Source organism: Thermonema lapsum, from assembly GCF_011761635.1.
In the GTDB taxonomy this organism is placed as follows: domain Bacteria; phylum Bacteroidota; class Bacteroidia; order Cytophagales; family Thermonemataceae; genus Thermonema; species Thermonema lapsum.
Window position 1 is genome coordinate 463,979 of record NZ_JAASRN010000001.1, and the last position, 23,024, is coordinate 487,002.

General features: G+C 46.0%; 19 protein-coding genes. 9 read left to right on the forward strand and 10 right to left on the reverse strand.

Going from position 1 to position 23,024, the window contains the following annotated elements:
- Nucleotides 1–97 precede the first annotated feature (97 nt).
- From FHS56_RS01975 to FHS56_RS01985, 3 genes are all read right to left on the reverse strand, one after another.
- Complete coding sequence (locus tag FHS56_RS01975) at nt 98–2,539, reverse strand: TonB-dependent receptor (protein WP_166918202.1); 2,442 nt, start codon at nt 2,537–2,539, stop codon at nt 98–100.
- A 557-nt stretch (nt 2,540–3,096) separates the two neighbouring features.
- Nucleotides 3,097–3,969, reverse strand: a complete 873-nt coding sequence (lipA, locus tag FHS56_RS01980; RefSeq protein ID WP_166918203.1) for a lipoyl synthase — start codon at nt 3,967–3,969, stop codon at nt 3,097–3,099.
- 73 nt (nt 3,970–4,042) lie between these two features.
- Complete coding sequence (locus FHS56_RS01985) at nt 4,043–4,795, reverse strand: hypothetical protein (protein ID WP_166918204.1); 753 nt, start codon at nt 4,793–4,795, stop codon at nt 4,043–4,045.
- Between the two features lie 174 nt (nt 4,796–4,969).
- Between FHS56_RS01985 and thrC the strand changes: the two genes are divergently transcribed.
- Nucleotides 4,970–6,097, forward strand: coding sequence for a threonine synthase (gene thrC / locus FHS56_RS01990; protein ID WP_166918205.1), 1,128 nt, complete (start codon nt 4,970–4,972; stop codon nt 6,095–6,097).
- On the opposite strand, the gene FHS56_RS01995 is transcribed toward thrC, so the two are convergent.
- Nucleotides 6,087–6,926: an SDR family oxidoreductase gene (locus FHS56_RS01995; protein ID WP_166918206.1), complete on the reverse strand. Its 840-nt coding sequence runs from the start codon at nt 6,924–6,926 to the stop codon at nt 6,087–6,089. The two genes, thrC and FHS56_RS01995, sit on opposite strands and share 11 nt — an antisense overlap.
- Before the next feature lie 119 nt (nt 6,927–7,045).
- On the opposite strand from FHS56_RS01995, the gene FHS56_RS02000 reads away from it, so the two are divergent.
- The 6 genes from FHS56_RS02000 to FHS56_RS02025 all read left to right on the forward strand — a co-directional run bounded on the left by FHS56_RS02000 (nt 7,046) and on the right by FHS56_RS02025 (nt 13,204).
- Nucleotides 7,046–7,735 carry an NUDIX hydrolase gene (locus FHS56_RS02000; protein WP_166918207.1) on the forward strand — a complete coding sequence of 230 codons (690 nt, stop codon included), beginning with the start codon at nt 7,046–7,048 and terminating at the stop codon, nt 7,733–7,735.
- Between the two features lie 5 nt (nt 7,736–7,740).
- Complete coding sequence (locus tag FHS56_RS02005; RefSeq protein WP_166918208.1) at nt 7,741–8,058, forward strand: hypothetical protein; 318 nt, start codon at nt 7,741–7,743, stop codon at nt 8,056–8,058.
- Between the two features lie 161 nt (nt 8,059–8,219).
- The gene (locus FHS56_RS02010) at nt 8,220–9,479 is read left to right on the forward strand and encodes a Glu/Leu/Phe/Val dehydrogenase dimerization domain-containing protein (RefSeq protein ID WP_166918209.1); all 1,260 of its coding nucleotides are present in this window, start codon (nt 8,220–8,222) and stop codon (nt 9,477–9,479) included.
- A gap of 217 nt (nt 9,480–9,696) precedes the next feature.
- Nucleotides 9,697–10,296 (forward strand): ClpP family protease, encoded by a 600-nt coding sequence (locus FHS56_RS02015; protein WP_166918210.1) that lies wholly within the window; start codon nt 9,697–9,699, stop codon nt 10,294–10,296.
- Nucleotides 10,290–12,515 carry a polyphosphate kinase 1 gene (gene ppk1 / locus FHS56_RS02020; RefSeq protein ID WP_166918211.1) on the forward strand — a complete coding sequence of 742 codons (2,226 nt, stop codon included), beginning with the start codon at nt 10,290–10,292 and terminating at the stop codon, nt 12,513–12,515. The genes FHS56_RS02015 and ppk1 overlap by 7 nt, the downstream gene beginning before the upstream one ends.
- Complete coding sequence (locus FHS56_RS02025; protein WP_166918212.1) at nt 12,515–13,204, forward strand: hypothetical protein; 690 nt, start codon at nt 12,515–12,517, stop codon at nt 13,202–13,204. The genes ppk1 and FHS56_RS02025 overlap by 1 nt, the downstream gene beginning before the upstream one ends.
- A 95-nt stretch (nt 13,205–13,299) precedes the next feature.
- On the opposite strand, the gene FHS56_RS02030 is transcribed toward FHS56_RS02025, so the two are convergent.
- Nucleotides 13,300–16,578: a DUF7948 domain-containing protein gene (locus tag FHS56_RS02030; protein WP_166918213.1), complete on the reverse strand. Its 3,279-nt coding sequence runs from the start codon at nt 16,576–16,578 to the stop codon at nt 13,300–13,302.
- Between the two features lie 101 nt (nt 16,579–16,679).
- Between FHS56_RS02030 and FHS56_RS02035 the strand changes: the two genes are divergently transcribed.
- A complete protein-coding gene (locus FHS56_RS02035) occupies nt 16,680–17,237 on the forward strand; it encodes a YqgE/AlgH family protein (RefSeq protein WP_166918214.1) in 558 nt (185 codons plus the stop codon).
- Here the strand turns inward: FHS56_RS02035 and FHS56_RS02040 are convergent.
- From FHS56_RS02040 to FHS56_RS02050, 3 genes are all read right to left on the reverse strand, one after another.
- Nucleotides 17,200–17,532, reverse strand: coding sequence for a winged helix-turn-helix domain-containing protein (locus tag FHS56_RS02040; RefSeq protein WP_166918215.1), 333 nt, complete (start codon nt 17,530–17,532; stop codon nt 17,200–17,202). The two genes, FHS56_RS02035 and FHS56_RS02040, sit on opposite strands and share 38 nt — an antisense overlap.
- A 135-nt stretch (nt 17,533–17,667) precedes the next feature.
- Nucleotides 17,668–18,111, reverse strand: coding sequence for a hypothetical protein (locus tag FHS56_RS02045; protein ID WP_166918216.1), 444 nt, complete (start codon nt 18,109–18,111; stop codon nt 17,668–17,670).
- 70 nt (nt 18,112–18,181) lie between these two features.
- Nucleotides 18,182–19,222 (reverse strand): DNA/RNA non-specific endonuclease, encoded by a 1,041-nt coding sequence (locus FHS56_RS02050; RefSeq protein ID WP_166918217.1) that lies wholly within the window; start codon nt 19,220–19,222, stop codon nt 18,182–18,184.
- Between the two features lie 184 nt (nt 19,223–19,406).
- Here FHS56_RS02050 and FHS56_RS02055 point away from each other — a divergent pair, with 184 nt between their 5' ends.
- Nucleotides 19,407–20,078, forward strand: a complete 672-nt coding sequence (locus FHS56_RS02055; RefSeq protein ID WP_166918218.1) for a head GIN domain-containing protein — start codon at nt 19,407–19,409, stop codon at nt 20,076–20,078.
- Between the two features lie 65 nt (nt 20,079–20,143).
- On the opposite strand, the gene FHS56_RS02060 is transcribed toward FHS56_RS02055, so the two are convergent.
- A complete protein-coding gene (locus FHS56_RS02060) occupies nt 20,144–20,914 on the reverse strand; it encodes a DUF4197 domain-containing protein (protein WP_243844125.1) in 771 nt (256 codons plus the stop codon).
- 16 nt (nt 20,915–20,930) lie between these two features.
- Nucleotides 20,931–22,940: a PAS domain S-box protein gene (locus tag FHS56_RS02065; protein WP_166918219.1), complete on the reverse strand. Its 2,010-nt coding sequence runs from the start codon at nt 22,938–22,940 to the stop codon at nt 20,931–20,933.
- Between the last annotated feature and the right edge of the window lie 84 nt (nt 22,941–23,024).

The window sequence follows — 23,024 nt, forward strand, 5'->3', positions numbered from 1 at the left end:
AATACGAAAATATCACTTCACATCTATGGAAAATAAAAAAGCAAGGATAATTTACTCCTTGCTTTGATTTACAAAGTCGTTTCAATTTAAAAAAATACTACCAAGTAAAACCTACGGTAAGGAAGAAGCCGCGAGGGTCTGCCGGTATGATACCCGGACCGGGATAGGTTACCGCCCGGTTGGTGAAGTATTTCTGGTTGAGCAGGTTGTTCACACTGCCTTCTATCTTCCAATGTTTCCGCTTATAGGAAACACTCAAATCCGTAACATGGTATGCTGGTATGATGCCCACTACTGCCGAAGCCACCCGCCCCCTTGTATTATCGGCATCGCTGAACTGTTCGGAAACATAATTATGCTGCAGACTCATGCGAAAAGGTCCACGCTCAACAAACAAACCGGCTCGCCAAATGATACGGGGAGCAAATTCTACCCTGTTGCCTTCTATTCTGCGCCAGCTGTCGTTGTTGGCACTCAAGTAGTAGGCTTCGGCGTAGGTAAAGCTGCTAAACAGGCGCCACTGCCAGCCCGAGTCTTTTTTCCACAAAGAAGCTAAGTTGTATTCTCCATATAGTTCTATACCGTAATGCTGCGAGTCTCCTACATTGGTTTTGAAGCGGTATTCGTTGTAAATTTTTTCGTCTATTAAAGTAACAAACCCTATCCGATTATTATAGCGCATGAAGAAAAGGCTGGCATCCCACTGAAAGCGCCCGCTTTGTTGCCCTCGAAAACCTATCTCGGCAGTAAATCCCCGCTCATCGCGTATGTTGGGGTCAAGGCGGAAGTTGGGGTTATCGATGCGCAAATCGCCAAAGGTAATTGCCCGATAATTCTGGCTGGCATTGGCATATACCTCCCACAAATCGGCAGGGCGGTAAGTAATGCCTACGCCTCCCAACCAAAAGGCGCGCTTCAAATCAAAAGCTTCATTGACCCGGTCTTCGGCAATGAGATTTCCTGCAGCATCATATGCCCGCACTTTGTAATATCCGTCTGCCATGGTGTTGATATACTCATAGCGAAGCCCTGGCGTAATGCTCCAGCGTTTGCTCAGATAAAAAATATTTTCGGCAAAGAGGGCAACATTCCGTCCGGGGAAGCGATAATCCGATTTTTCCAAGTCTCCGGGATTCAGGTAGTCGAAGTGTGGACGGTCGGTCGCGTCCGCTTCGCCCTGTTGCTTATAGGTGAGCCCATGATAGTAGCGTATCCCTGCCAAAAAATGATGAGTCCGGCTGCCCAGTTTATAATCACGCAACAAACGCCCTTCTACGCCCCAATTGCGATAAAGGTCACGAATCAAGGTTCGGTTTTGCGAAGGGTCATCTGCTTTATAAGCCGGCAGCAGTACGCCCAATGCCTGACGTGACGACAAGTTGGCAAACGCCTTGAGGTCCATTGTAGTATGGTCTGACAGACGGTAATTCAGGGTAAGTGCTGGCAGGTTCCAACGGACAGCAAACCAGTTTCTACTGCGAAAAGACACAGAGGGGTCTTGCTCGAAGGTAACATCCATTAAGCCGCCAGGCTGCTTCGCCAAATACTGCATATGTGTGTATTCTGCACGTAAGCGCAGGCGCTTACTCAAATCAAAATGCCACTGCATATGCGCCGTATGACTATAAAACTGAGCATTGGGGCGCCAGCCGTCGCCGCGTTTGTATTGATAAAAGGCAAAATATCTAACTTTGGAGCTCAAAGTACCATCTATACCGGTGTAATTATTCCAAAAACCCCATGAGCCTACTGTCTGATGCGCTTCCACATGCAAGGCTTTGTCGCTGCGAGGTGTTTTCATCACAAAATTGAGCATACCGCCAAATTGGGTGCCGTATTGCAAAGAAGCAGCCCCTTTGACTAACTCGATACGTTCAAGCGCTTCGGCAGGTGGCACGTAGTAACTCTCTGGATAGCCCAAGGCATCGGCACTCATGTCATAGCCATTTTGCCGAGTATTGAAATTAGCTGTTCGCTTGGGGCTAAGTCCCCGCGTGCCTATGCCAAGCTGTAAACCTGCCATGTCGCTTTCCCATATATTGATGCCTTGTATACGACCAAATATCTGCCGTGAGTTATTGGTTGCCAAATTGGCAACGATGTCCTGCATTTCTACCACCTCGGTTTTTTTTCCCTCATAAATAGCTGTTCCTTCCACACTGTATAAACTGCGCACTCCAAAGGTCTTTTCTCGCGAAGTAGTTACTTCCACTTCCGCTATCACTTCCTCTTTAAGTTGCATGTGCAATAGCAAGGGTGCTTGCCAGTGTTCAGGATGTAAGGGCATCTGCCATTCCTTCATCCCGATAAACACAACTTTTAAGGATAAGCCCTTTTGGTAAGGTACTTCCAAAACAAAGCGCCCCTGCTCATCGGCTACTGTAAAACGTTGAATGGGGATTAGCTCTATAACTGCGCCCGGTAAAGGATTGCCCTGCTCATCCATCACCACCCCTTGCAAATGCTGTGCGTGTGCAACAGAAAAGAGGCAAAGGCATAAGAAGAGTAAGAAGGAGTAAACAGCCGCTCGAACTTTCATAAGTTGTCCGATTTTAAATCAGATACGGCTCAAATTTATTTAGATTTAATCTAAACAAAAAATTTGTGTAATTTTTTTTCGCTCTATCTCATTTTATGTTTTTCTGTTTCATAAGATGCTAATCCTCAATAATCGGAAACACTTTGCTTTTTCCACTCTCTCAGACGGATGCATCATAAGCAGACGAGAACAGCGGTATTGTCCCTGACATCATCGATTACGAAACCGGTCTGTAAAAGCAGATTATTTTCAACTATGAAAACAAAGCAGGGATTTTCCGCAGCGAACAACTCAGCCGAAAGGGATTGGTTATGGTACGAGATGCACTTCCTTGATTTTGCACTCACTAAAGAACGTCGTCGCTTCTCCTAAGTCTATGTTAAGAGAAGCGACGTGGGCTAAGCCTGCCTTAGGGCTCCTATCAGCGTTTGGTTGATAGACTCGCGCTACTTTCGTAGCACACGCCTAATTAGGTGGTGATAATGTATGTATTTCATTATCATGAATATAGCAAACTAATAAATAAAATGCAAATTTTTCAGGATATTTTTTTATCCTCATACATTCACATGGCGCTCGGCATGATAGGAAGAGCGTACCAAAGGACCCGATTCCACATATTTAAAGCCTTTCTTCAAGCCTACTTCCTCATACATCTTAAACTTGTCGGGATGCACATACTCTACTACCTCCAGATGCATTTTGGTAGGTTGTAAATATTGTCCGATGGTGAGGATATCTACACCGCACTCCAGCAAATCATCCATGATTTCAAAAACTTCTTCATCGGTTTCGCCCAACCCCACCATAATGCCTGTTTTGGTACGCTTTCCGTATTCTTTGATACGACGCAGTTGCTCGAGGCTGCGTTCATATTTGGCTTGCGGGCGTACCCGGCGGTAAAGACGCTTCACTGTTTCCATATTGTGGGAAACCACCTCTTGCCCGGCTTCTATCATGCGGTAAAGTGCATCCCATGAGCCTCTCACGTCGGGAATCAAGGTCTCGATGGTGGTTTCGGGCGAGGCTTCTTTGATGGCGCGCACCGTCCGGTACCATATTTCAGCACCGCGGTCTTTGAGTTCATCACGGTTTACCGAAGTAATAACTGCATGCTTTACTCCCATCAGCTTCACTGCTTCGGCTACACGACGGGGTTCGTCTTCGTCATATTCGTTGGGGCGCCCGGTAGCCACTGCGCAGAAAGTACAACTGCGTGTGCACACATTGCCCAAAATCATGAAAGTAGCGGTGCCCGCCCCCCAGCATTCACCCATATTGGGGCAGTTGCCGCTCTCGCAGATGGTATGCAGTTTATATTTGTCAACCAGTTGACGGACATGCAGGTAGTTCTTTCCGGTGGGCAGTTTTACGCGCAACCAAGAGGGTTTCTTTTTGTGCTCAGAGGGTACAACAGGTAGTTCTATCATAGCCTTAAATCTTATCGTTTTGCGAAGTGCAAGTTTACAAATAAACAAACAGAGCTCAAGAATGGTTTAGGCTTTATTTACGCCCACCAAAGAAAAAGCTGAGATAGGCGGCATTATAAACGGCAGAGTTTTCCACGCTGCCAGACCTGTCTTGCAAGATGGTAATGGTTCGGTCGAAAGCTTCAAATAAAAAGCCGGCTTCTATACCTGTAAGGTTCGATTGAAAAGCCCCCACTTCAAAGCACATAGCCAAGCGCAGATGCAATCCCAAAGCCACATTGCCTCGTCCAAAACCACTAAAAAAACTACCTCTGCCAGCAATGCGGTTGGGGTTTGTATGAATGGCAGGGTCATATGGCTCTTCTTTTATTTGGGGAATAATGCCATCAGGTGAGTAATCATAAAGAATCATATAGGGTTTTATGAAACCGATGGAGGGACCTGCTGCCAACACCACATCCACTTGCACCCCTTCATTGGGCGCTTTTCGAAACAAAATCAGGTCCTTGCCATATTCTGGGCGTATGCTGAACAGGTAGTTTACTTTACCATAAACGAAGGTGTTGCCCTGCCCAAAGGGGTTTTGTACTCTACGCTCTTTGGGGTGCTTAATGCCGGCTATTTCTATTCCCCACAAATTATTCACACGGGCTGTTTTTACTTTTCCGTAACGGAAATATACACCTGAAGGGAAGCCCCCATTGGAGGCAATATTCAAGCCGAAGGCATACTCGCGGGTGTAGGCGTCTTCGAATACGCTCTGGGCTTGGGCTGCTGGCAGCATCGCTCCAAACAAGCAGAAAATAAGAGAAAAGATAAAACGCATCGCAAAATACTATATTTATAAAGCATTACCGCTCCAGACGGCATGCTTTCACAAATTTAAACAAAAAAAGCTGTAAAACAATTCAAACAAAGGTGGGCAGTTTGCTCTTGTTGGGTATTAGGTATTCTGCTTTTTTTTAAATAGTTTGGGGGGTACATTTTTCATGGCAAAGCAATGAAACAGGTCAAGCTCATTTGTTTACAAAGTGGGAAAGAGTATTCTACCAGCCTGCCTTTATGGTGCAGCGAAGAGGGGGGGCTGCTCGACCTTCATTTCTCTGCTCAATTTCCATTAGACAAAATCAGCAGCCGCCCCAAAACCCTTTGGCGCTATTGGGAAGCCATTCCTATTGAGCATCCCTCTTCGGTAGTGAGCCTTTCTGAAGGAGCTACCCCTATGCACGACATAGAAATAGACGGCAGGACTTTAAAAGTGAAAATAGAATATATGAACCCCACCGGTTCGTTCAAAGACCGTGGCAGCAGTGTCTTGGTAAGCAAGCTCAAAGAATGGGGTGTATCGCGGGTGGTAGAAGACTCTTCGGGCAATGCGGGGGCTTCGTTGGCTGCTTACTGCGCCAAAGCAGGCATTGCTTGCGATATCTTCGTGCCGGCGAGCACGTCGCCTGCCAAAATCACACAAATCAAACTATACGGTGCAAAAGTGCACTTGGTGAAGGGCAGCCGTGAAGAGGTCGCCCGAGCAGCCTATTCCTTCGCCCAGCAATACCACTATGCCAGCCATGTGTGGCATCCTTTCTTCTTTCAAGGCACCAAAACATTTGCTTATGAAATATGTGAACAACTGCGCTGGCAAGCACCCGATAGCGTAGTGGTACCCGCCGGCAGCGGCTCACTGCTTATTGGTTGCTATCTGGGATTCAGGGATTTAAAACAGGCAGGCATTATTCAAAAGATGCCCAAACTCATCGGCGTGCAAGCCAAAAACTGCGCCCCCCTTTACGAAGCTTTTATCCGCGGCGACGCTTTCATTCGTCCCTGCCATGCAAAAAAAACCATTGCCGAAGGCATGGCTATAAGCAACCCCTTGCGCGGCACCCAGATGCTGCAATACATAGAACTAAGCAAAGGCAAATGCATTGCTGTAGAAGAAGAAGAAATCATAGACATGCTCAAGATACTGGCACGGAAAGGCTACTTTGTCGAACCTACCTGTGCGGCAGTAATTGCCGGTGCCCGTCGTTATTTAGCTGAAGACGCGCAGGCAGATGAAGTAGTGGTAAGCGCACTTACTTCTACCGGACTGAAAGCCGTGGATAGCATTCAAAAAATCACTCACTGACCGAGGCACGAAGCCCTGTCATTTGCTCGCTGACTGCCCACAGACGTTTGGCAAGGTCTATGTTTTGCGACTGACGTGAAGAAATAGCCTCTTTCTTGTCTTTAAAATATTTCCCGCTCACTCCCTCTACCTCAGGGCTCAAAGCCAAATAAACAATGGTCTCTGCTCCTTTTTCTGGCGATTTAGCTATGATTTTTATTATCAGACGGGCAAAGAAATTCAAATCCTGAAAAAGATCTGTAGATATAAAACCGGGCATAAGGGCGTTGGCAGTAATACCATCTTCTTGCACACGACGTGCGAGTTCTTTGGTAAAAAGAATATTAGCCAACTTGGATTGTCGATAAGCAGCAACGCCGTTGTATTCTTTCTTTCTGAACTCTATATCCTCAAAATCAATGCTACCTTGATGCAAATCGGAGCTTACGTTGACAATACGGGCACGCCTGCCTTTACGCAACAGGTCCAACAACAAATTCGTAAGCAAGAAAGGCGCCAGATGATTGACCGCCCAAGTCAGCTCTATGCCGTCCTGACTTTCGCGGAAATGGCGATTCCACACCCCCGCATTGTTGATAAGCACATCTAAATAGTCGTATTTTTCTTTTACGTAATCAGCAAAAGAGCGGATAGAATCCAAAGAGGCAAGGTCGCATCGTTGTAGGTCGAAGCGGTCCGGAGCTATAGCTTCCAGTTCCTCTTTCAGTACAGACGCTTTTTCTTCATTTCTATAGGGCAAGATTAAAAAATGACCTTCCTGTAATAATTTTTTGGCAGCTGCTTTGCCTATGCCAGAGGTGGCTCCTGTCAAAAGTATATTTTTTACCATAAATTTGCGATATTTGTGTACTTTGATATCAATACGATTTTTTTGAGAAAAAAGTTAAAAACGATTTTTAACAATGTAATTTTTTACTTAGAATTGCATCTTGATAAGATGCAATGTGCATGAACTTATTCCTCAATGACATTCCGGTATTTATTCGCAACAACACCACCTGCACTGACAATTCCACTTTCGACACCATACTCTATAGCCCCACAGCAGACACGACGCTGGCTCACAGAGGGCGCCTCTGCTTAGTGGAGCCTTCCCAAGAAACGATTTTACAAATTATAGAACAGCTTGCCAAAGAATACAACCCATTCATTTACTTTTTGGAAATACGCACATCTAAAATAGAAAGAATAGTCAAAAACTTAAAAAAGCAATTCCTTTACTTAGAAGCTGCCGGAGGAGTAGTATATGCCCCCACTTGTGAGTCCTTCTTGGTGATTAAACGCTTGGGCAAATGGGATATCCCAAAAGGAAAAATAGAAGCAGGCGAAAGCCCCGAAAAAACTGCCCGCCGGGAAGTGGCAGAAGAAAGTGGCGTAGCTGCTGAAATTGAACATTTTATTTGCGATACCTATCACACCTATAAGATAGGCAATCAAATTGTGCTGAAAAAAACCTACTGGTATCTACTAAAAGCTGCTGAATGCCCCCCTCCCAAACCACAAACCGAAGAAAGCATAGAAGAAGCCCTTTGGGTGCCTTATGAAAAAATTTCCTCTTTTTTTCAACCTACCTATACCTCCATACGTTTTGTATGGGAATGTGTATTGAAGCAAAAATTTAATCATACCAAATCATAGTGCTTATGGAACAGTTATACGCCCCCACGCTTGCTTTCAGCGGTAGCCGGCTGTCGGAAGAGGAGTTTCAAGAGTATCAAAGCACAGGACGCCACGAAGAGCTTGCTATTCTTCTCATCGAGGAGACACTGGCATTACTCAATGCCAGTTCGGTCAACAGCTACCTACGCCAGCAAGCTATTGAAGCCTGCACTGAAGTGCTACGCCAACACCGCAACGCCGACTTTGACTCTTTCCTGCGCGGCGTGCGCTCAGCAGTGCGTATCATCTTACTTTCTTCAGACCATATCGAACCGCCTCATCGTTTACAGATAGCAAATTAAAAAGCAACAAACCTTTCGAAGGCTAAGAAAAAATCAAAAGCAAGCAGCCATCTCTAACTGCTTGCTTTTTTCTTTGCTTTGCAAAAAAATGGTATCTTTGGGCAGAGAATATGAACTTTACAAAGACAAAATTAAACAATTCAAAGAAAAATACCAACTGTATGACAACCAACACAGCGTCGAAAGAAGTGGTTAAAAGCTTGTTGAAGCAATTTGAAGAAAAAGCCCCAGAAATTGTTTTTGAATGGCATGATGCCGAAACCGGTGCCGAAGGGTGGGTCGTCATCAATTCGCTGCGAGGCGGAGCCGCCGGCGGAGGTACTCGCATGCGCAAAGGCTTGAACAAACGTGAGGTAGAATCGTTAGCCAAGACAATGGAGGTAAAATTTACTGTTTCTGGTCCCCCCATCGGTGGCGCCAAGTCAGGCATCAATTTTGACCCGGCAGACCCCCGCAAAGAAGAAGTATTGAGGCGCTGGTATAAAGCTGTGTTCCCGCTGTTGAAGAACTATTACGGCACAGGCGGTGATTTGAATGTAGATGAAATCCATGAAGTCATTCCTATCACCGAGTCTTATGGTTTGTGGCATCCACAAGAGGGTATTGTCAACGGACATTTTCAAGCAAGCAAACCCGTAAAAATCAAAAAAATAGGCAAGCTACGACAAGGCGTATCCAAAGTCATTGAGGACCCCCGCTTCACCCCCTCAACAGAAAAAAAATATACCGTTGCCGATATGATTACCGGTTACGGTGTAGCCGAAGCCGTGCGCCACTTTTATGAGTTGTGGGGCGGTGAAGTACAGGGTAAACGTGCCATCATTCAAGGATGGGGCAATGTAGGGGCTGCCGCCGCTTTATATCTCGCCGAAATGGGCGTACACATTGTGGGCATCATAGACAAAGACAACGGCTTGTTGGCACCCAAAGGACTTAGCCCCGAACGAGTAAAAGAATTGTTCGTGCAACGCAAAGGCAACAGCTTGCAAGCCGGCGACATGATACCCTTCAATGAAGCCGATGCCCGCATTTGGGATATAGGTGCCGAAATATTCATACCCGCAGCAGCCTCGCGCTTAGTGCATCAAGAACATCTCGACCGCATGATTGCCGGAGGACTGGAAGTAATCTCTTGCGGCGCCAACGTGCCTTTTGCTGACGAAGAGATATTCTACGGTCCCGTTGCGCAATACGGCGATAAGCGACTTTCGGTCATTCCCGACTTTATTGCCAATTGCGGCATGGCACGGGTGTTTGCCTACCTCATGACCTACGAGGACGAAGTACTCACCGACGAAGCCATCTTCAGCGATACCTCTCAAACCATCCGTCAAGCACTTGAGCAGATTCGAGCGCAACAAGACATACCTACCAGCATCTCGGCAAAAGCATTTGAAATAGCTTTGCAAAAACTGCTCTAAAACACATGGGCATATGCCGAGTCTAACAATTGTCAGGATGACTGGCAGTTTGTCAGCCATCCTGACTTGTGTTATGTAGCAAATAACCAGCACCTTGCATAAATATTTACCAGAGGTGAGAACTATAGGCACCACTTTTGTTTTTCTTTATGCAGAAAAACTTTAATTTCGATAGCAAATTCACTATTTAATCATTTCTAAAACAAAGCAAACAGTTATGGTAACATCAGATAGCAAAGAGCTTCGAGAGTTATTCGAGGAATTGGCAGCAGGCAATAAATTCGAAAATAAATTTTTAGAAGAGCGCAAAGTATTCCTATGGGGTCCTGTAAGCGACCAATCTGCCAAATATGTAGTGGAGCGACTTTTGTATTTAGATAGTATTGCGCCCGGCAAAGAAATCACCTTGCTCATCAACAGCCCCGGCGGTGTAGTTACTTCCGGCATGATTATTTACGACACCATGCAGATGATTCAATCGCCAGTAGCCACTGTATGCATGGGCTTGGCTGCTTCTATGGGCTCCATCCTGTTGTCAGGTGGTGCTAAAGGGCGACGCTTCATCTTCCCCCACGGGCGTGTGATGATACACCAACCCAGCATAGGCGGAGTGGTGCAAGGACAAGCCAGCGACATAGCCATCACAGCTAAAGAAATCATAAAAACCAAAGAGCTGGGCGCCAAAATATTGGCTGAAAACTGCGGTCAGACCGTAGAAAAAATAATGAAAGACTTCGACCGCGATTACTGGATGAACGCCGAAGAATCGGTAGCTTATGGCATCGTCGATAAAATTATAGACAAGTTTGAATGGTAAAACTGAAAGAAAGTCCACAGGAAAAAGAAAGACGCCAAGAAACCGAGCTTGACCCTAAAACAAGCCCGGAAAAGGGCGTCTTTTCTGCAAATACACATCAGCCATCCTACCCGGACAAGCGCCTCAGCACCATTATAGACCAAAGCCGCTACATCAGCCGGGATTTAAGTTGGCTTAAATTCAACGAACGGGTATTGGACCAATGCCGTAGCAGCCGGCGCAACTTGTTCGAAAAGTGCAAATTTTTGGCTATTTCGGCTTCTAATTTAGACGAATTTTTCACTATCCGGGTAGGGAGCCTTTACAATTATCTGGACTACGACAAAGAACGTTTGGATTACTCTGGTTTGCGGGAGCGTCCTTTCCGTGCCACTTTGCTCAGCAAAGCGCAAGAGTTTGTCAAGGAACAGTATCAAGTATTTGCCGAGCTAAAGCATCAGTTCAAACGCAACGGCTTTAGCATTGTCAGTGAATTGGATAGCCTACTCGAGACAGAGCAAGCAGAAATACGCAGGTACTTTGAGCGTACTCTCTTTCCCATGCTCACCCCCATGGTCTTTGACAGCTTTCATGCCTTCCCTATCTTGCGTCCGCAGTCTTTGATTTTTGGGGTGGTTACCATCAATCCACACTCAGAAAAACGGGCTAAAAAAGCCTCTTTCATTCAAGTACCGCAAAACCTACCGCGCTTCTATGTTATCGAAAGGGGCACAGAACTTTTGTTCATACCTATAGAAGAAATCATACGCAAACATATAGAGTCTCTCTACCGCAATGTGAAGATTCTGTCGGTAGATGTCTTCCGCATCACCCGCAATGGCGATTTCACCCTCGATGAAAGCGACGACATGGAAGCCGACTTCATCGAAGAGGTAAGACAAAAGTTAAAAACTCGCCGCACGGGTCGTGTTGTGCGTTTGGAAATACAACCCGGCTTTTCCAAGTGGCTGGTCAATATACTCATTCACCGCTGGGATATAGACCATTACAATATTTTCGAAATAAACGAGCTCTTAGACCTGACTGCCCTTTGGGAGATTATCAAGCACCCGGAATTTAAGACCAAACTGCCGGTGTCTCCTGCCCCCGTATTGCCACTGGGCATTCACCAACATGAGCGCGAAGCGGATATATTTGAGCTTATCCGTCAAAAAGACATTTTACTGCACCACCCTTACAACTCTTTTGAATGGGTGCTGCGCCTGCTCGAAGAAGCAGCCGAAGACCCCAATGTGCTTTCTATTAAAATGACTATTTACCGTCTATCGCGACACTCTCGAGTAACCGAAGCCTTGTTGAAAGCTGCCGAAAACGGGAAACACGTATCGGCGCTATTCGAACTGAAAGCCCGCTTCGATGAAGAAAACAACATACGCGAGGCGCAACGTCTGCAAAAAGCAGGGTGCTACATCATCTATGGCATCGGGGGATATAAAACACACACCAAACTGCTGCAAATCGTACGCAAGGAAAATGACGAAGTGCGGCGCTACATCCACATAACAAGCGGTAACTACAACGAAGATACCGCCCGTTTGTACACAGACGTTGGCTTGCTGAGTGCCAATGAAACTTATGCACAAGACGTGTCGGAGTTTTTTAATGCCATTACAGGGCACTCCATCCCCAACACCTACCGCTACCTCATCACCTCACCGCACGACATGCGCCAAGCCTTGATTCAGCTCATCAGGCAAGAAGCCGAAAATGCCAAACAAGGCAAACCAAGCGGTATTTGCATCAAAATCAACTCACTCGAAGACCGCATAGTAATCGATGAATTGTATGCCGCTTCACAAGCAGGCGTGCCGGTCAAACTCATCGTGCGTGGCATTTGCTGCCTGCGCCCACAACGCGCCGGGCTCAGCGACAACATAGCTGTACGTTCTATTGTAGGGGATTATTTGGAACATTCGCGCCTCTATTATTTCCACAATGCGGGCGAACCGTTAATTTACGGAGGCAGCGCCGATGTGATGGTACGCAGCTTTGAAAGACGTATCGAATCGCTCTTTTTGATAGTAGACCCACTTGCCAAACAGCAAGCCATTTATATCTTGGCAAGCTGCTGGCGCGACAATGTAAATGCCTATGAAATGCAAGAAGACGGTTCCTACGTCAAAATCAAACCCAAACAAGGGGAACGCCTGTTCAATGTACACAAAGAGTTCTACCGTGTAACAGAAAAAGCTGTAACACAAGCCAAACTGTTTGACTGATGTTTCATGCTATCATGCGTAGTGCTTATTTGAGTGTTTTGATTACGTTGAGCTTGATTGCCGGCATGCTGTTGGTTGGCTGCGACAGCAGCAACCACGCATCCAGCGAAGCAGAAACCACATCTGAACAAGAAGAAGACATTTCCCAAAAGAAGGTATCGCAACAAAGAAGTGTTGAACAGGTAAGTGTTCAAGACAGCGAGGGCAATACCGTCCTTGAGGTCAAATTCGAGCCGGACGGCAATCTCATTGTAAAGTTGGACAAACGCACCATAAAAGGAAAAGCAAAAAACGAAGAAAAGCGCGTATATAGCACCGATGGCTACGATTTTATCGAGGTGGAAGCATCCGAAGAGAGTATATTCAAACTAAACACAACCAACGGGCAATTGCTGTGGATGGTAAAAATTTATGAAGACAAAGTTCAAATCAGCGATGACGAAAAAAATCAAAACCCCTATGAAATCAAACGAACAGAAAGCGGAAAGGTAAAAGTGTACCATCAAAATCGCGAGATTGGCGAAGCCAAGCAATCGAAGGATGTAGTAATAGTGAAAGCAGGCGAGTCGGAAGTGCTACGCATTCCTGCCAAGCAAAACTCCATAGGATATGCCATCTTGAGCATTCAGCAAATTCCGTTTGACGAACGTTATGTACTTATGGCAGAGCTCTTGGCAAGAGGACTGTAGTGATTATCAATACATCCACCATTACTTGTGGGACTTCCAAGCCTTTATAGAAGTCCCCTTTTTATTTACTAATTACTCATTCTGGCAAGTATATTTTAGCGCAGCAGATGCAACCAGCCACGGCAGTCTCTTCCACTTGGGGTTACCACATGGAAGAAATACACACCGGAAGGCAATGAGTCGCCGCCCCAATCGTTGCGGTAATCGGTGCTTTCATATACGGTCTTGCCCCAACGATTGACTACCCGGAGCTGGCTCCCCGTCTCCGGCAACACCAGTACATCGTTGATGCCATCTCCATTAGGGGTAATCACATTAGGCGGTAAGGGCTTTTCTTCTATCTGCACTTGTTGTTTCAGTTTTGCAATGCAATCGCCGGTGTTCACCAGCAACACCACATCGTAAGTCCCTCCTTTGGTATAAAAATAAACTTCTGGCGTAGCACCTTCCAAGACCGTACCATCGCCCATGTGCCATTCATAGGTATAGCTTTCTAAACCGCCCACCGCTTTCAGACGGATGCCGTTGGTAGCAGCACAAGAAGGTACGGTTTCCACTTCTATACTCACCGGCTCAAAAGGCAAAACCGTTACCCGAACACTGTCGCGATACTCACAGCCGGCTCTGTCCCGCATCAGTACGTAGTAGGTAGTAGTTTGCGTAGGAAATGCCAAGGGATTGGATACAAAAGGGTCAGACAAACTGCCGGCAGGTGCCCACTCATAAGTATCGGCACCTGCAGCCTGCAACTGCACCGTATCACCATAACAAATGCTTACGTCATCGCTTACGGTAAAAGGAGGAAAAGCGATTTGAAACGTTTGAGAAGCACGTGCCACCTTGGCACAAGAAGAGAAGTTAATCACCGTCAGATTGACGGTATATACCCCTTCTTTGGTAAATTCATAGAAAAAGTCCGCTTCGCTACTTTGGCTGAATATTTTATTGCCTAAATTGTCGTAGATATCCCAAACGAAAGTCTCTGCGCCAATAGCCTTGTAGTCGAAAAACAAGCGACGGGCACACACGCGCTCCCCACTATTTACCACACTAAAACCTAAGTTAGGATTTTTTATTTCAAAAGCAGCTTCAAGGTCGAGTGTAAATTTAAACACTGCATTGTTGCAATTGTAAGAGTTGTTGTTGGCAGACCACGCCCCTTCGGTTACAGGGAAGCCGTTGGTGCCCCCACAAGAAGCACAAACAGCATGATAAATGGTGCCACTCTTACTAAAGCGGCTGGTGCCTCCGTCCACATGGTCGCCCCGCTCATTGGGGCTATCTTCTCCAAAGAAAGTAGCATAAAGCAAGCTTTTAGCATCTTTCTCCAGCACTGCAATATAAAAGTCGTTGCCGTTGACGGTCGTTCGCCGGAAAGCATCGAAAGTAGTGGGCAAATTCCTTGTATCGCTAGAGGCATTGTTGTTGATGCCTCCGTTGACTGCCCGGTTGATGGCTCCCCCCCAACCGGCGAAATAGATGTTGCCACAATTATTTTCGGTTACTACCGAAAAAGCTGTCAGCGAAATATCTGGAGCGCCATCACCTGACCCCACCGTGGTACTCCATATCGAAGAACGCAAATCAGCCTCTAACTTATGAATAAACTGTCCGCTGTTAGGTACGGCATATACACCCGGCGATATCGGATAGTTTCCATAGGTCTGCCCAAATGCATACACCTTGCCTTCGGCATCGGTATCCACAAAAAAGACCATGTCAGCAGCAGAGGTACCCAAGTAGGTAGTTTGTAACCAAGTGCCATCGGGCGAAAAACGCGCTACAAAACCATCGTCGCTTCCCTGTGGGGCTGACAAATAAGCATTGGCGGTATTGGGCAAATTGGGGCTGTTTGTCCCCCCTCCCACATACAAATCGCCGTTAGGTGCTTCACGTACCGACAAAGCCAAATCAACCCCACTACCTCCAATGTATCGCCCCCAGATGAGCTGAAGGTTGGCATTCAGCTTCAACAACAGCCCGTCTTGCGTACCGCTAAGAGAACCGCTCACCCCCGCAATGGTGCTCGAGCGTGTGGTTGAAGCGATGTATAAATTGTTGTTGGCGTCGGCATAAATATCGCCTCGAAACTCGTCGCCGTAGTTATGAATGAAAGTGCCGGCTTGGTAGAGTTTGATACCGTCGTTGTCCGTGCCTCCAATCAAAGTAGAAGCTTTCAAGGAGCCGTCGAAAGCCAGTTTCATGACAAAAATATCACTGCCGTTGGCATAGCTATTGCCCAACACGCTATTCACAGGTACCCCTCCATGAAACGAAGAGCCATCGGTAGTGGGAAAGTTGGTAGAACTTGTGGTGCCCAGTATAACCAAATCGCGGTTGTTGTCAACTACCAAACTATGAGGTACCTCTGAACCACTGCCCCCTATCAGGACGATGTATTCAAGCCGCGTGCCCGTAGGGTTATATTTAAAAATCACCACATCGGTAATCAAAGGGAAGTTGGCGGAAGTTCCCCCCGGACCGATGGTAAAGATACCCGGGGGATTTGGGAAATTACGCCCATAGGCAGTCCCCCCCGAATATAAGTACCCCTCTTCATCGAAAGTGGCAGTATTGCCCCAGTTGTCAGATACCGCACCGGAATAAGTAGAAAAGACTAGCTCGGGGTCTATGACCACGGTCGCTGTGGGGTCATAGTCTTCAAGTAAAAACTTCAATGTATTTTTTTTCAAGGCATAACGAGCTTTGATTTTTTGCTTTCGTTCTCCTTTTATTTGATATACTACAGGAGCTAATTCCAATACTTCGCCAAAGATGGTTTTTATTGCCAAGTGCCCCTGCTCGGTGATGCGCAGCCCTTGTGTATAAGCGTATTCCAAGCGTATGTCGTTGGGGTTTGCCCCCGGATGCACCCAAAATTCATACTTTACATGCCCCTCCTCGTTTATAAACAAACGCAAATCTATGCGGTCATACAGATTAGTAAAGTGCAAAACAGCACAAGCACTGCTTTCTATACGCTGCACAGAGGTGGTTCCTGTTGGGTCGCTTGCAGACAAATAGTATTTCACCGGCAGCTGTCTGCTGTCCGGGGCACAAGACGGCTGTGTGTGATTTGCACCTTTAAAACGAATTACATAACTATGCACCCGCATGGCTTGCTGTGGCGCTAGTTGTCCGTGCTGCTTGCTATGTTTGAGCGAAGCAAGAAAGGCTGCATCATACCATGAAAATTGCAGGCTGTCGGCATAAACAAAAAGAAAGCCCCCGGAAAGCTCCGCTCTATAAAGCACCGGTGCGGGCCACTGCCCCAGATTGCGCACAAAAGCCGGGCGAGATGCATCCTGTGTCTGTCCCGGCAACGACTTCACAATAAGCAACAAGCAGGCAAGAAGGCGTAAGTAAACAGACATAGGCATAGATTGATAAATGCATCAAAAATTTACTCAAAAAAGAGCGAATATTTTATCTTTTGAGCAAAAGCTTTTTATTTTTTGAAAAAAGAAAAAGCAGAATGTCTAAATCGAAACCAAAAAGTGGCAGCATACTGATAGCCAAACCATTCTTGGGAGACCCTAATTTTGAACGCACTGTAGTACTCATTTGTGAATATCAAGAGCACGGCACCTTTGGTTTGGTGCTCAACCAAACCACCCATCTACATTTAAGTGATGTGTTGGATGACATTTATGCTGGCGATATTCCTCTTTTTATCGGTGGTCCGGTAGAGCAAAACACCTTACACTTCGTGCACCGAATGGGGGCACTTATTCCCGGCTCCATACAACTGCAGGAAGGGCTCTATTGGGGTGGCGATTTCGACGTGGTTAAAAGCCTACTCAATACTGGTCAATTACCTGTCCAAAACATACGCTTCTTTTTGGGGTATTCGGGCTGGTCGCCGGGTCAGCTCGATGCTGAAATAGAACGAGACACATGGATAGTAACCGAGTGCAATACCACTGTACTGTTTGACACCCAGCCCGGCGACTTGTGGCGTACCATCTTACGCGACATGGGTGGCGAATACCGCGTCATTGCGAACTATCCGATTGACCCTCGTCTAAACTGAATTGCCCACTGATGACCTTTGCCAGCTGTTCACAGTGCTTGGCAAAAGCCTTGTAACCTTTATTGGTAAGACGATAAGTGGTAAGCGGGCGCCGCCCCACGAAGCGCTTGTCTGTTTCAATATATCCTCTTTCTTCCAGCAGAATGGTATTGCTCGACAAATTGCCGTCTGTCAGCCCTAAAGCATCTTTTATTTCGTTGAAAGTAAGCCCTGGCTTTTTCATAAGTGCTGCCATGATTGCCAAACGGTACTTGTTTTCTAGCAGCTTGTCAATATGAGGAAGTATTTCTTTCATTTTTCACTTTGTCTTTGAAACACAAAGTAAAGCTAATTAAAAAGTATATATACATGCAAATTTTTTTTAACAAAAAAAACGCAACTCCCATAGAAGTTGCGTGCGGGTCAAAATTTTCAAAAAAAAATTGAGCAGTTAATACTTGTCGCCTCCAAAATATTTTTCTTCGAGCACGTCTGCCAACTCAGCTACTTCCCATATGATATCAGCCATTTCATCGATAGAGGTTACATGTTCTGCCAAAGGAGCTGCCTGCACGATGAGTGTTTCACAAGGCGAGCCATCGGTTTGTTTGTCATCAATAATGGTGATAGTGGCACTGTTGGCAAAACCTGCTTCTCTTACTATCTTTTTCAAATTTATTTGCGAGTGATAGGTCCCTACCTTGCTGTTGAAGTAGAAGCAGTCGCGCCCTTTGGCACGCCCCTTCACCACCCATGCATACACAAACTGATAACGATTGCTTCCCCCTTTGGTAACAAAGGGTATATCGAGCGCATAAACGCTGGGAGAGATTTCTTTTATTTGAGCATTGAAGCGCTTGGCTACCTCCCTTATAGCATTATTAAAATCCAACATAATTTGACCACGTTTAATTGTTTCTGACAAGATAAAAATAAAGTAATAATCACAGAAAAGAGCACATCCCCTACTGTTTTTTTCTATACTTTCTTCGCCATAGCTCGGGGTGCAGCTCGCCTTCGAGGCGTTGCTCAAGGGCAGGATTTTTGCTCAACTCCGGAAAGAAGTCCAAACCAGTTTGCGCTTCCACTTCATCGATACTCACGACATAATCCATAAAGTCGTCCTTCAGGTTTTTACTATTGGGCATAATGAAAGCAATGGCTTTTATTTCTGGTTCGCGCATATCCAAAATTACCTTATAGAAAGCCTCAGGCACAGAGATTTTTGTTCGCTTCCCTATCTTGCGAGGGCGTTTGCCGAGGATAGGACCTGTAACGATGTAAAGAGATTTGTCGCGGCGCACCCAACGGCGGCACTGCTCTTCCAGCTCACGCCATACCCCGCGATTCAGCTCAGGAGTTTGTGGCGCTATGTTGCTCATAAGGAAGCTTTCTTCGTAAGCCTGGCGGTCAAATTCGAAATCGGCGGCGGCGGCTAAATGCCCTCTATCGTAGCCAGTGCGTGAGTAGTCAGAGGGATGGGCGGTACCTGTAGGTACTGCCGGGTCAGGGGCAAAGTTATTCAAGCGCTCTAAATTGCCTTCCAGCTCTTCATAGTCTAGACGGTACGCTACCCAGCGTGCCAACTCATGTTCTTCATCATAGCATAGTGCAAAGGCTTTATGACGCACCACTGTGCAGGGAACAGTAGAGGCAGGAAATGCAAAGGATTCATCAAGCACCCAACTTTTTTCTTCATTTGCCGCCGCGAGCTCTCTGTCGACCACAGTCGGTTTTTCTTCTTTCTGTATTACGCTGCTTTCTGCTTGCAACAAGCCACTTAAAGGAGGCGCATCCGAATTGGGGAAATATTCGTACTTGACAGCATAGAGTGATTTCGCCCAGTCATTAGCGGTAAAAGGCATTAACAAGCGCCCTACTTTTTCGTGGGGCATGAAGATATAGAGCATAAGCAAGAGGATGATAAAAAAGCCCCAAAAACGAGGGGCACGTAACAAACGCCACAACAATTGATTCAACAGATTAGTATTCTTTCTTCTTCTCATAAAGCGCTAATTTTGAATTATGTTTTGCTAAAAAAATCAATAAACAAGGAACAAGTGTAAAACTACAATTTAGGCATAAGAAATGAAAAGTAATTCCGTTTTTATTTATGCATAAAATTTATGCATAACTTTGCATAAAAGTTAAAAAAGCAAAAACCCTATGAGAAAAAACATCTGTCTGACGATGAGCTTACTCCTTTGGAGTGTTGGCACTTGGGCACAAGAAATTGCCACGCGCACACTATCCACCTTCTCACAAGTAGAAATAGACGGCGATTTTAAAGTGGTGCTGCGTGCTGGAAATAAAGAAGAAGCCCGCATAGAGTCACGTGGCATTCCTTTGGATGACATCAAAATTTATGTAAAAGACAACACGCTGTATATCAAAAGAAAAACCAATCTTAAACACCTGACCAACGATTCCAATGCCACCATCACCGTCACTTTTAGCAAATTTACCAACTTAAAAAACAGCGGTAGCTCTGATGTATTGGTAGAAAGTAAACTGGAAGGCAAAAGCTACTTCATAGAGAATAAGGGCAGCGGCAAAGTAGAAGCCTCCTTCTTGTGTGAAAGGCTTAGCATCAGGCAAATAGGCAGTGGCGATATTGTATTGCGTGGCAGTACTGACAAGCTAGAGATAGAACTACGGGGTTCCGGTAATGTAGAAGCCTATGACTTGCAAGCAGACTCTGCCAATATCCGTATCCTTGGCAGTGGCGATGCTAAGGTAACGGTTACCGACAGCATAGAGGCTAAAATTACTGGTTCAGGAGACATCTACTACAAAGGAGGTCCCGAACGTGTACAAGTGCAAACTTTAGGCTCAGGCACTGCCAAAGCCGTAAAAGAATAAAAATAACGCATTTGTTATGAATTAAGCCCTGCCGTCGGTGGCAGGGCTTTGCTTTTTAGTTGGGGTTAGCGCTTATCCAGTTCTCCGAATACTTTTTGCAGCAGCGGCGTAATACGAGCTGTCGCCTGCTCTCTTATTTTTAATTCTTCTTCTGCCACCTTCAAAAATAAACCGTACAGTGCCCGCTCCGTAACGTAGCGCGATACGTCCTCAGGTACTTTTTTCGAAGCGCCCACGGTGCTGCCCAAAGGCGACGCTGCCAACTTGTTGTAGGGCTGCGCCAACGCCTGCCATGCCTGTTGTGCACCTACTTTTTCCATTGCGTCTTTTATTTGAGGATAGTAAGCCTCAAATAAACCGTCATAGGTTTTGGCTTTCAGGTACTGGGTTGCCGCATCTTGGCTGCCAAACAAGATGTTACGCGCATCTGTGATGGTCATCTGCCTGATAGCATTCACAAAAATAGGTTTCGCCTGCTGGGCAGCTTCTTCGGCAGCACGGTTCATCTTCAAGACTACCCTATCAATGAGCTCTTTGCCTTGCGGCACATGCCGCTCAATGACAGACTCCACTTCTCGAGCTTCTGGAGGCAATAAAATCTTTATAGATGGGTTGCCATAATAGCCGTTTTCTTTCATGAGTTGTTCTACTCCCTTCGATATTCCCACTTCCAAAGCCTCTTTTAAGCCGGCAGCAATTTCCTGCTCGGTCAATGGTTGCTGCCCTATCTTTCCCAAGCCATCTATTTGAGTATTGATTCCTTGCAAAGTAGCGCAATCGCTCATGCCCCAAAGGCATGCTAAAAACAGCAGAGTGTGTAATATATTTCGTTGCATATTCAAAGATATTTGATTACAAAGGACGAATAGTAGCTACATACAGGCGCTCCCGTTCCATATCTATAGCTTGGTATGCCATCTGCACTTCCACTTCGATGCCATCGCGACGGGTAGCTTTAAACACCTTGTATTTTGAGAGCATCAAACGCTCTCCGTCGCGACTGGTAATGTATTCCACTTCTTTTAGTTCTTCTATAGGCGCATTGATAAGCATGCGTATGCTGCTGCTGATGAGGTCGCTTTGAAGGTAACCAAAGGTATCCTCCACGGCACGGTTCACCATACGAATGCCCCCTCTTTCGTCATAAACCATCACCACATCGGCAATACTATCCATAATCAATTGCATCTGGTGCAGCTCGCGACGCGTGCGATTCAAGCGGCTTTCAAGTTCTTCTTGAGCAGCACGCAACTCCTCAGCATTTTGGCGCAATAAGGCTTCCTGCTCGAGAATCTCTTCGGTCTTGCGGCGCGACTCTTCTAACAATAAGCGAGTACGCTCCCCGGCTCTTACCGAAGAAACCGTAGAAGCCAATACTTTAGCTACTTCTTCTATAAACTTCACTTTATATTCTGGTATGTGGTGCAAAGAGGCAACTTCTATCACACCAAAACACTCTTCGTTATATACCAAGGGCACAAGAAATAGCTCACGGGGTGGTGCTGCGCCCATACCAGTTACTACTTTTAAGTAATCCTCAGGTAATTCAGTTATATGTAATGACTTTGCTTCAAGAAACACCTGCCCTACCAGCCCTTCTCCTATGGCTATTTCTTTATGTATTGCCTTATGTTTGCTGTATGCAAAAGCGCCTTTGAGCTGCAAGAGCGGTTCCCCATCTTGTGCTTCCTCCAATAGGAAAATACCTACTTGTTCTACACCGACATAGCGCGACAGATTAGACACAAAACGACGGGAGAGCGCTTCGAGGTCATCTTGATTTTCCCGCAAGATACGCGAAAACTGCGCCAAGCCTTCACTTGCCCAAGCCCGTTTTTGCTCCTCTTCATACACCAGCTTGAGTTGCTGTTTCATTTCTTCGAGCGAGCGCCCCAAGTCTCCTTCCCGTTCGAATACCGATATATCGGTATCGAAGCGCCCGCTACCTACTTCCTGAGCAAAGGTTTTGATTTTAGAAAGCCCCTCCACTACTTGGTTCAATGCACGAATCAGGGTATTCAATTCGTCTTTGCTTTCCGGCAACGGAGGCGGTAAGTCGCCTTTGGCAAGTGTAAGAATCTGGTCTCTCAGTGTGCGAATACGAACTAAAATACTAATAATCAAAAGCGAACCTATGGTGGCAGCTACCGCCACGGCAATGGCAAATTCCAGAACAATGACCCAAGGGCGCCAACGGTCAAGTGAAAGGTAGGCGCTCTCATAGCTGGCTACCAGAGCCTGTTTTTCTCGCAACAGACGTTCTACTGTTTCCTTGAAGCGTGCACTTAAAGGTACTATTCTGTTTTGTACTTCTTCCTGCAAATAGCTTCGTATGCTTGTGATGCCCTGCAGGTCTTCCTTGCGCTCGTAAATTTCGCGTATGCGCTCATACTCTTGCTTCATGTGTTTGAGCAACACATCGCTAATGCTATTGGCAAGTGTCTTTACTTCTCCATCTTGGATATTGGTGGCAGTCTTTTTGAGTGCCTCAGCAACAGGCAATACCCTCCCCTGCCAACGGTTCTCAAACTCCCTGAGATAGTCTTTATTGTCAAATAGCAAGGCTTTTTCGAAGACATTTTCAGCTTCCCGCACTTCATCGAGCAGGCGCAAGGCGTGGATTTCGAGCGGGTATAGTTTGTAGAGCAGCGTATTGCGGTTTTCTATCTGCTGCCTCCACCGATAGTTGGCTCCTTGAATCAAAACAAAAGATATGAGCGCCATGGACAAAAAGCCAGCCGTCAAACGCCCTTGAATAGTCTCAAAATCAATACGAAAGTAATACGATATTGATTTTTTCTTAGGCTTTTGCTGGGTGCCATCACGCACATCCGCTACATGTATAGTACTTTGTTCTTGCATAGACGCAAAATGGTTCATGAATCTAATATAAAGAACAAAATTCGAAATAAAAAAGCGAAATTTACGCCCTTACTCATCAAAAGC

Bases quoted from the DNA above. Each gene is read 5' to 3' on its own strand.
- FHS56_RS01975 (WP_166918202.1), bottom strand. From the start codon at position 2,539: ATGAAAGTTCGAGCGGCTGTTTACTCCTTCTTACTCTTCTTATGCCTT.
- FHS56_RS02040 (WP_166918215.1), bottom strand. From the start codon at position 17,532: ATGAAAGAAATACTTCCTCATATTGACAAGCTGCTAGAAAACAAGTAC.
- FHS56_RS02030 (WP_166918213.1), bottom strand. From the start codon at position 16,578: ATGTCTGTTTACTTACGCCTTCTTGCCTGCTTGTTGCTTATTGTGAAG.
- lipA (WP_166918203.1), bottom strand. From the start codon at position 3,969: ATGATAGAACTACCTGTTGTACCCTCTGAGCACAAAAAGAAACCCTCT.
- FHS56_RS02060 (WP_243844125.1), bottom strand. From the start codon at position 20,914: ATGCAACGAAATATATTACACACTCTGCTGTTTTTAGCATGCCTTTGG.
- FHS56_RS02055 (WP_166918218.1), top strand. From the start codon at position 19,407: ATGAGCTTACTCCTTTGGAGTGTTGGCACTTGGGCACAAGAAATTGCC.
- FHS56_RS02045 (WP_166918216.1), bottom strand. From the start codon at position 18,111: ATGTTGGATTTTAATAATGCTATAAGGGAGGTAGCCAAGCGCTTCAAT.
- FHS56_RS02010 (WP_166918209.1), top strand. From the start codon at position 8,220: ATGACAACCAACACAGCGTCGAAAGAAGTGGTTAAAAGCTTGTTGAAG.
- FHS56_RS02025 (WP_166918212.1), top strand. From the start codon at position 12,515: ATGTTTCATGCTATCATGCGTAGTGCTTATTTGAGTGTTTTGATTACG.
- FHS56_RS02005 (WP_166918208.1), top strand. From the start codon at position 7,741: ATGGAACAGTTATACGCCCCCACGCTTGCTTTCAGCGGTAGCCGGCTG.
- FHS56_RS02000 (WP_166918207.1), top strand. From the start codon at position 7,046: ATGAACTTATTCCTCAATGACATTCCGGTATTTATTCGCAACAACACC.
- FHS56_RS01985 (WP_166918204.1), bottom strand. From the start codon at position 4,795: ATGCGTTTTATCTTTTCTCTTATTTTCTGCTTGTTTGGAGCGATGCTG.
- ppk1 (WP_166918211.1), top strand. From the start codon at position 10,290: ATGGTAAAACTGAAAGAAAGTCCACAGGAAAAAGAAAGACGCCAAGAA.
- thrC (WP_166918205.1), top strand. From the start codon at position 4,970: ATGAAACAGGTCAAGCTCATTTGTTTACAAAGTGGGAAAGAGTATTCT.
- FHS56_RS02065 (WP_166918219.1), bottom strand. From the start codon at position 22,940: ATGCAAGAACAAAGTACTATACATGTAGCGGATGTGCGTGATGGCACC.
- FHS56_RS01995 (WP_166918206.1), bottom strand. From the start codon at position 6,926: ATGGTAAAAAATATACTTTTGACAGGAGCCACCTCTGGCATAGGCAAA.
- FHS56_RS02050 (WP_166918217.1), bottom strand. From the start codon at position 19,222: ATGAGAAGAAGAAAGAATACTAATCTGTTGAATCAATTGTTGTGGCGT.
- FHS56_RS02015 (WP_166918210.1), top strand. From the start codon at position 9,697: ATGGTAACATCAGATAGCAAAGAGCTTCGAGAGTTATTCGAGGAATTG.
- FHS56_RS02035 (WP_166918214.1), top strand. From the start codon at position 16,680: ATGTCTAAATCGAAACCAAAAAGTGGCAGCATACTGATAGCCAAACCA.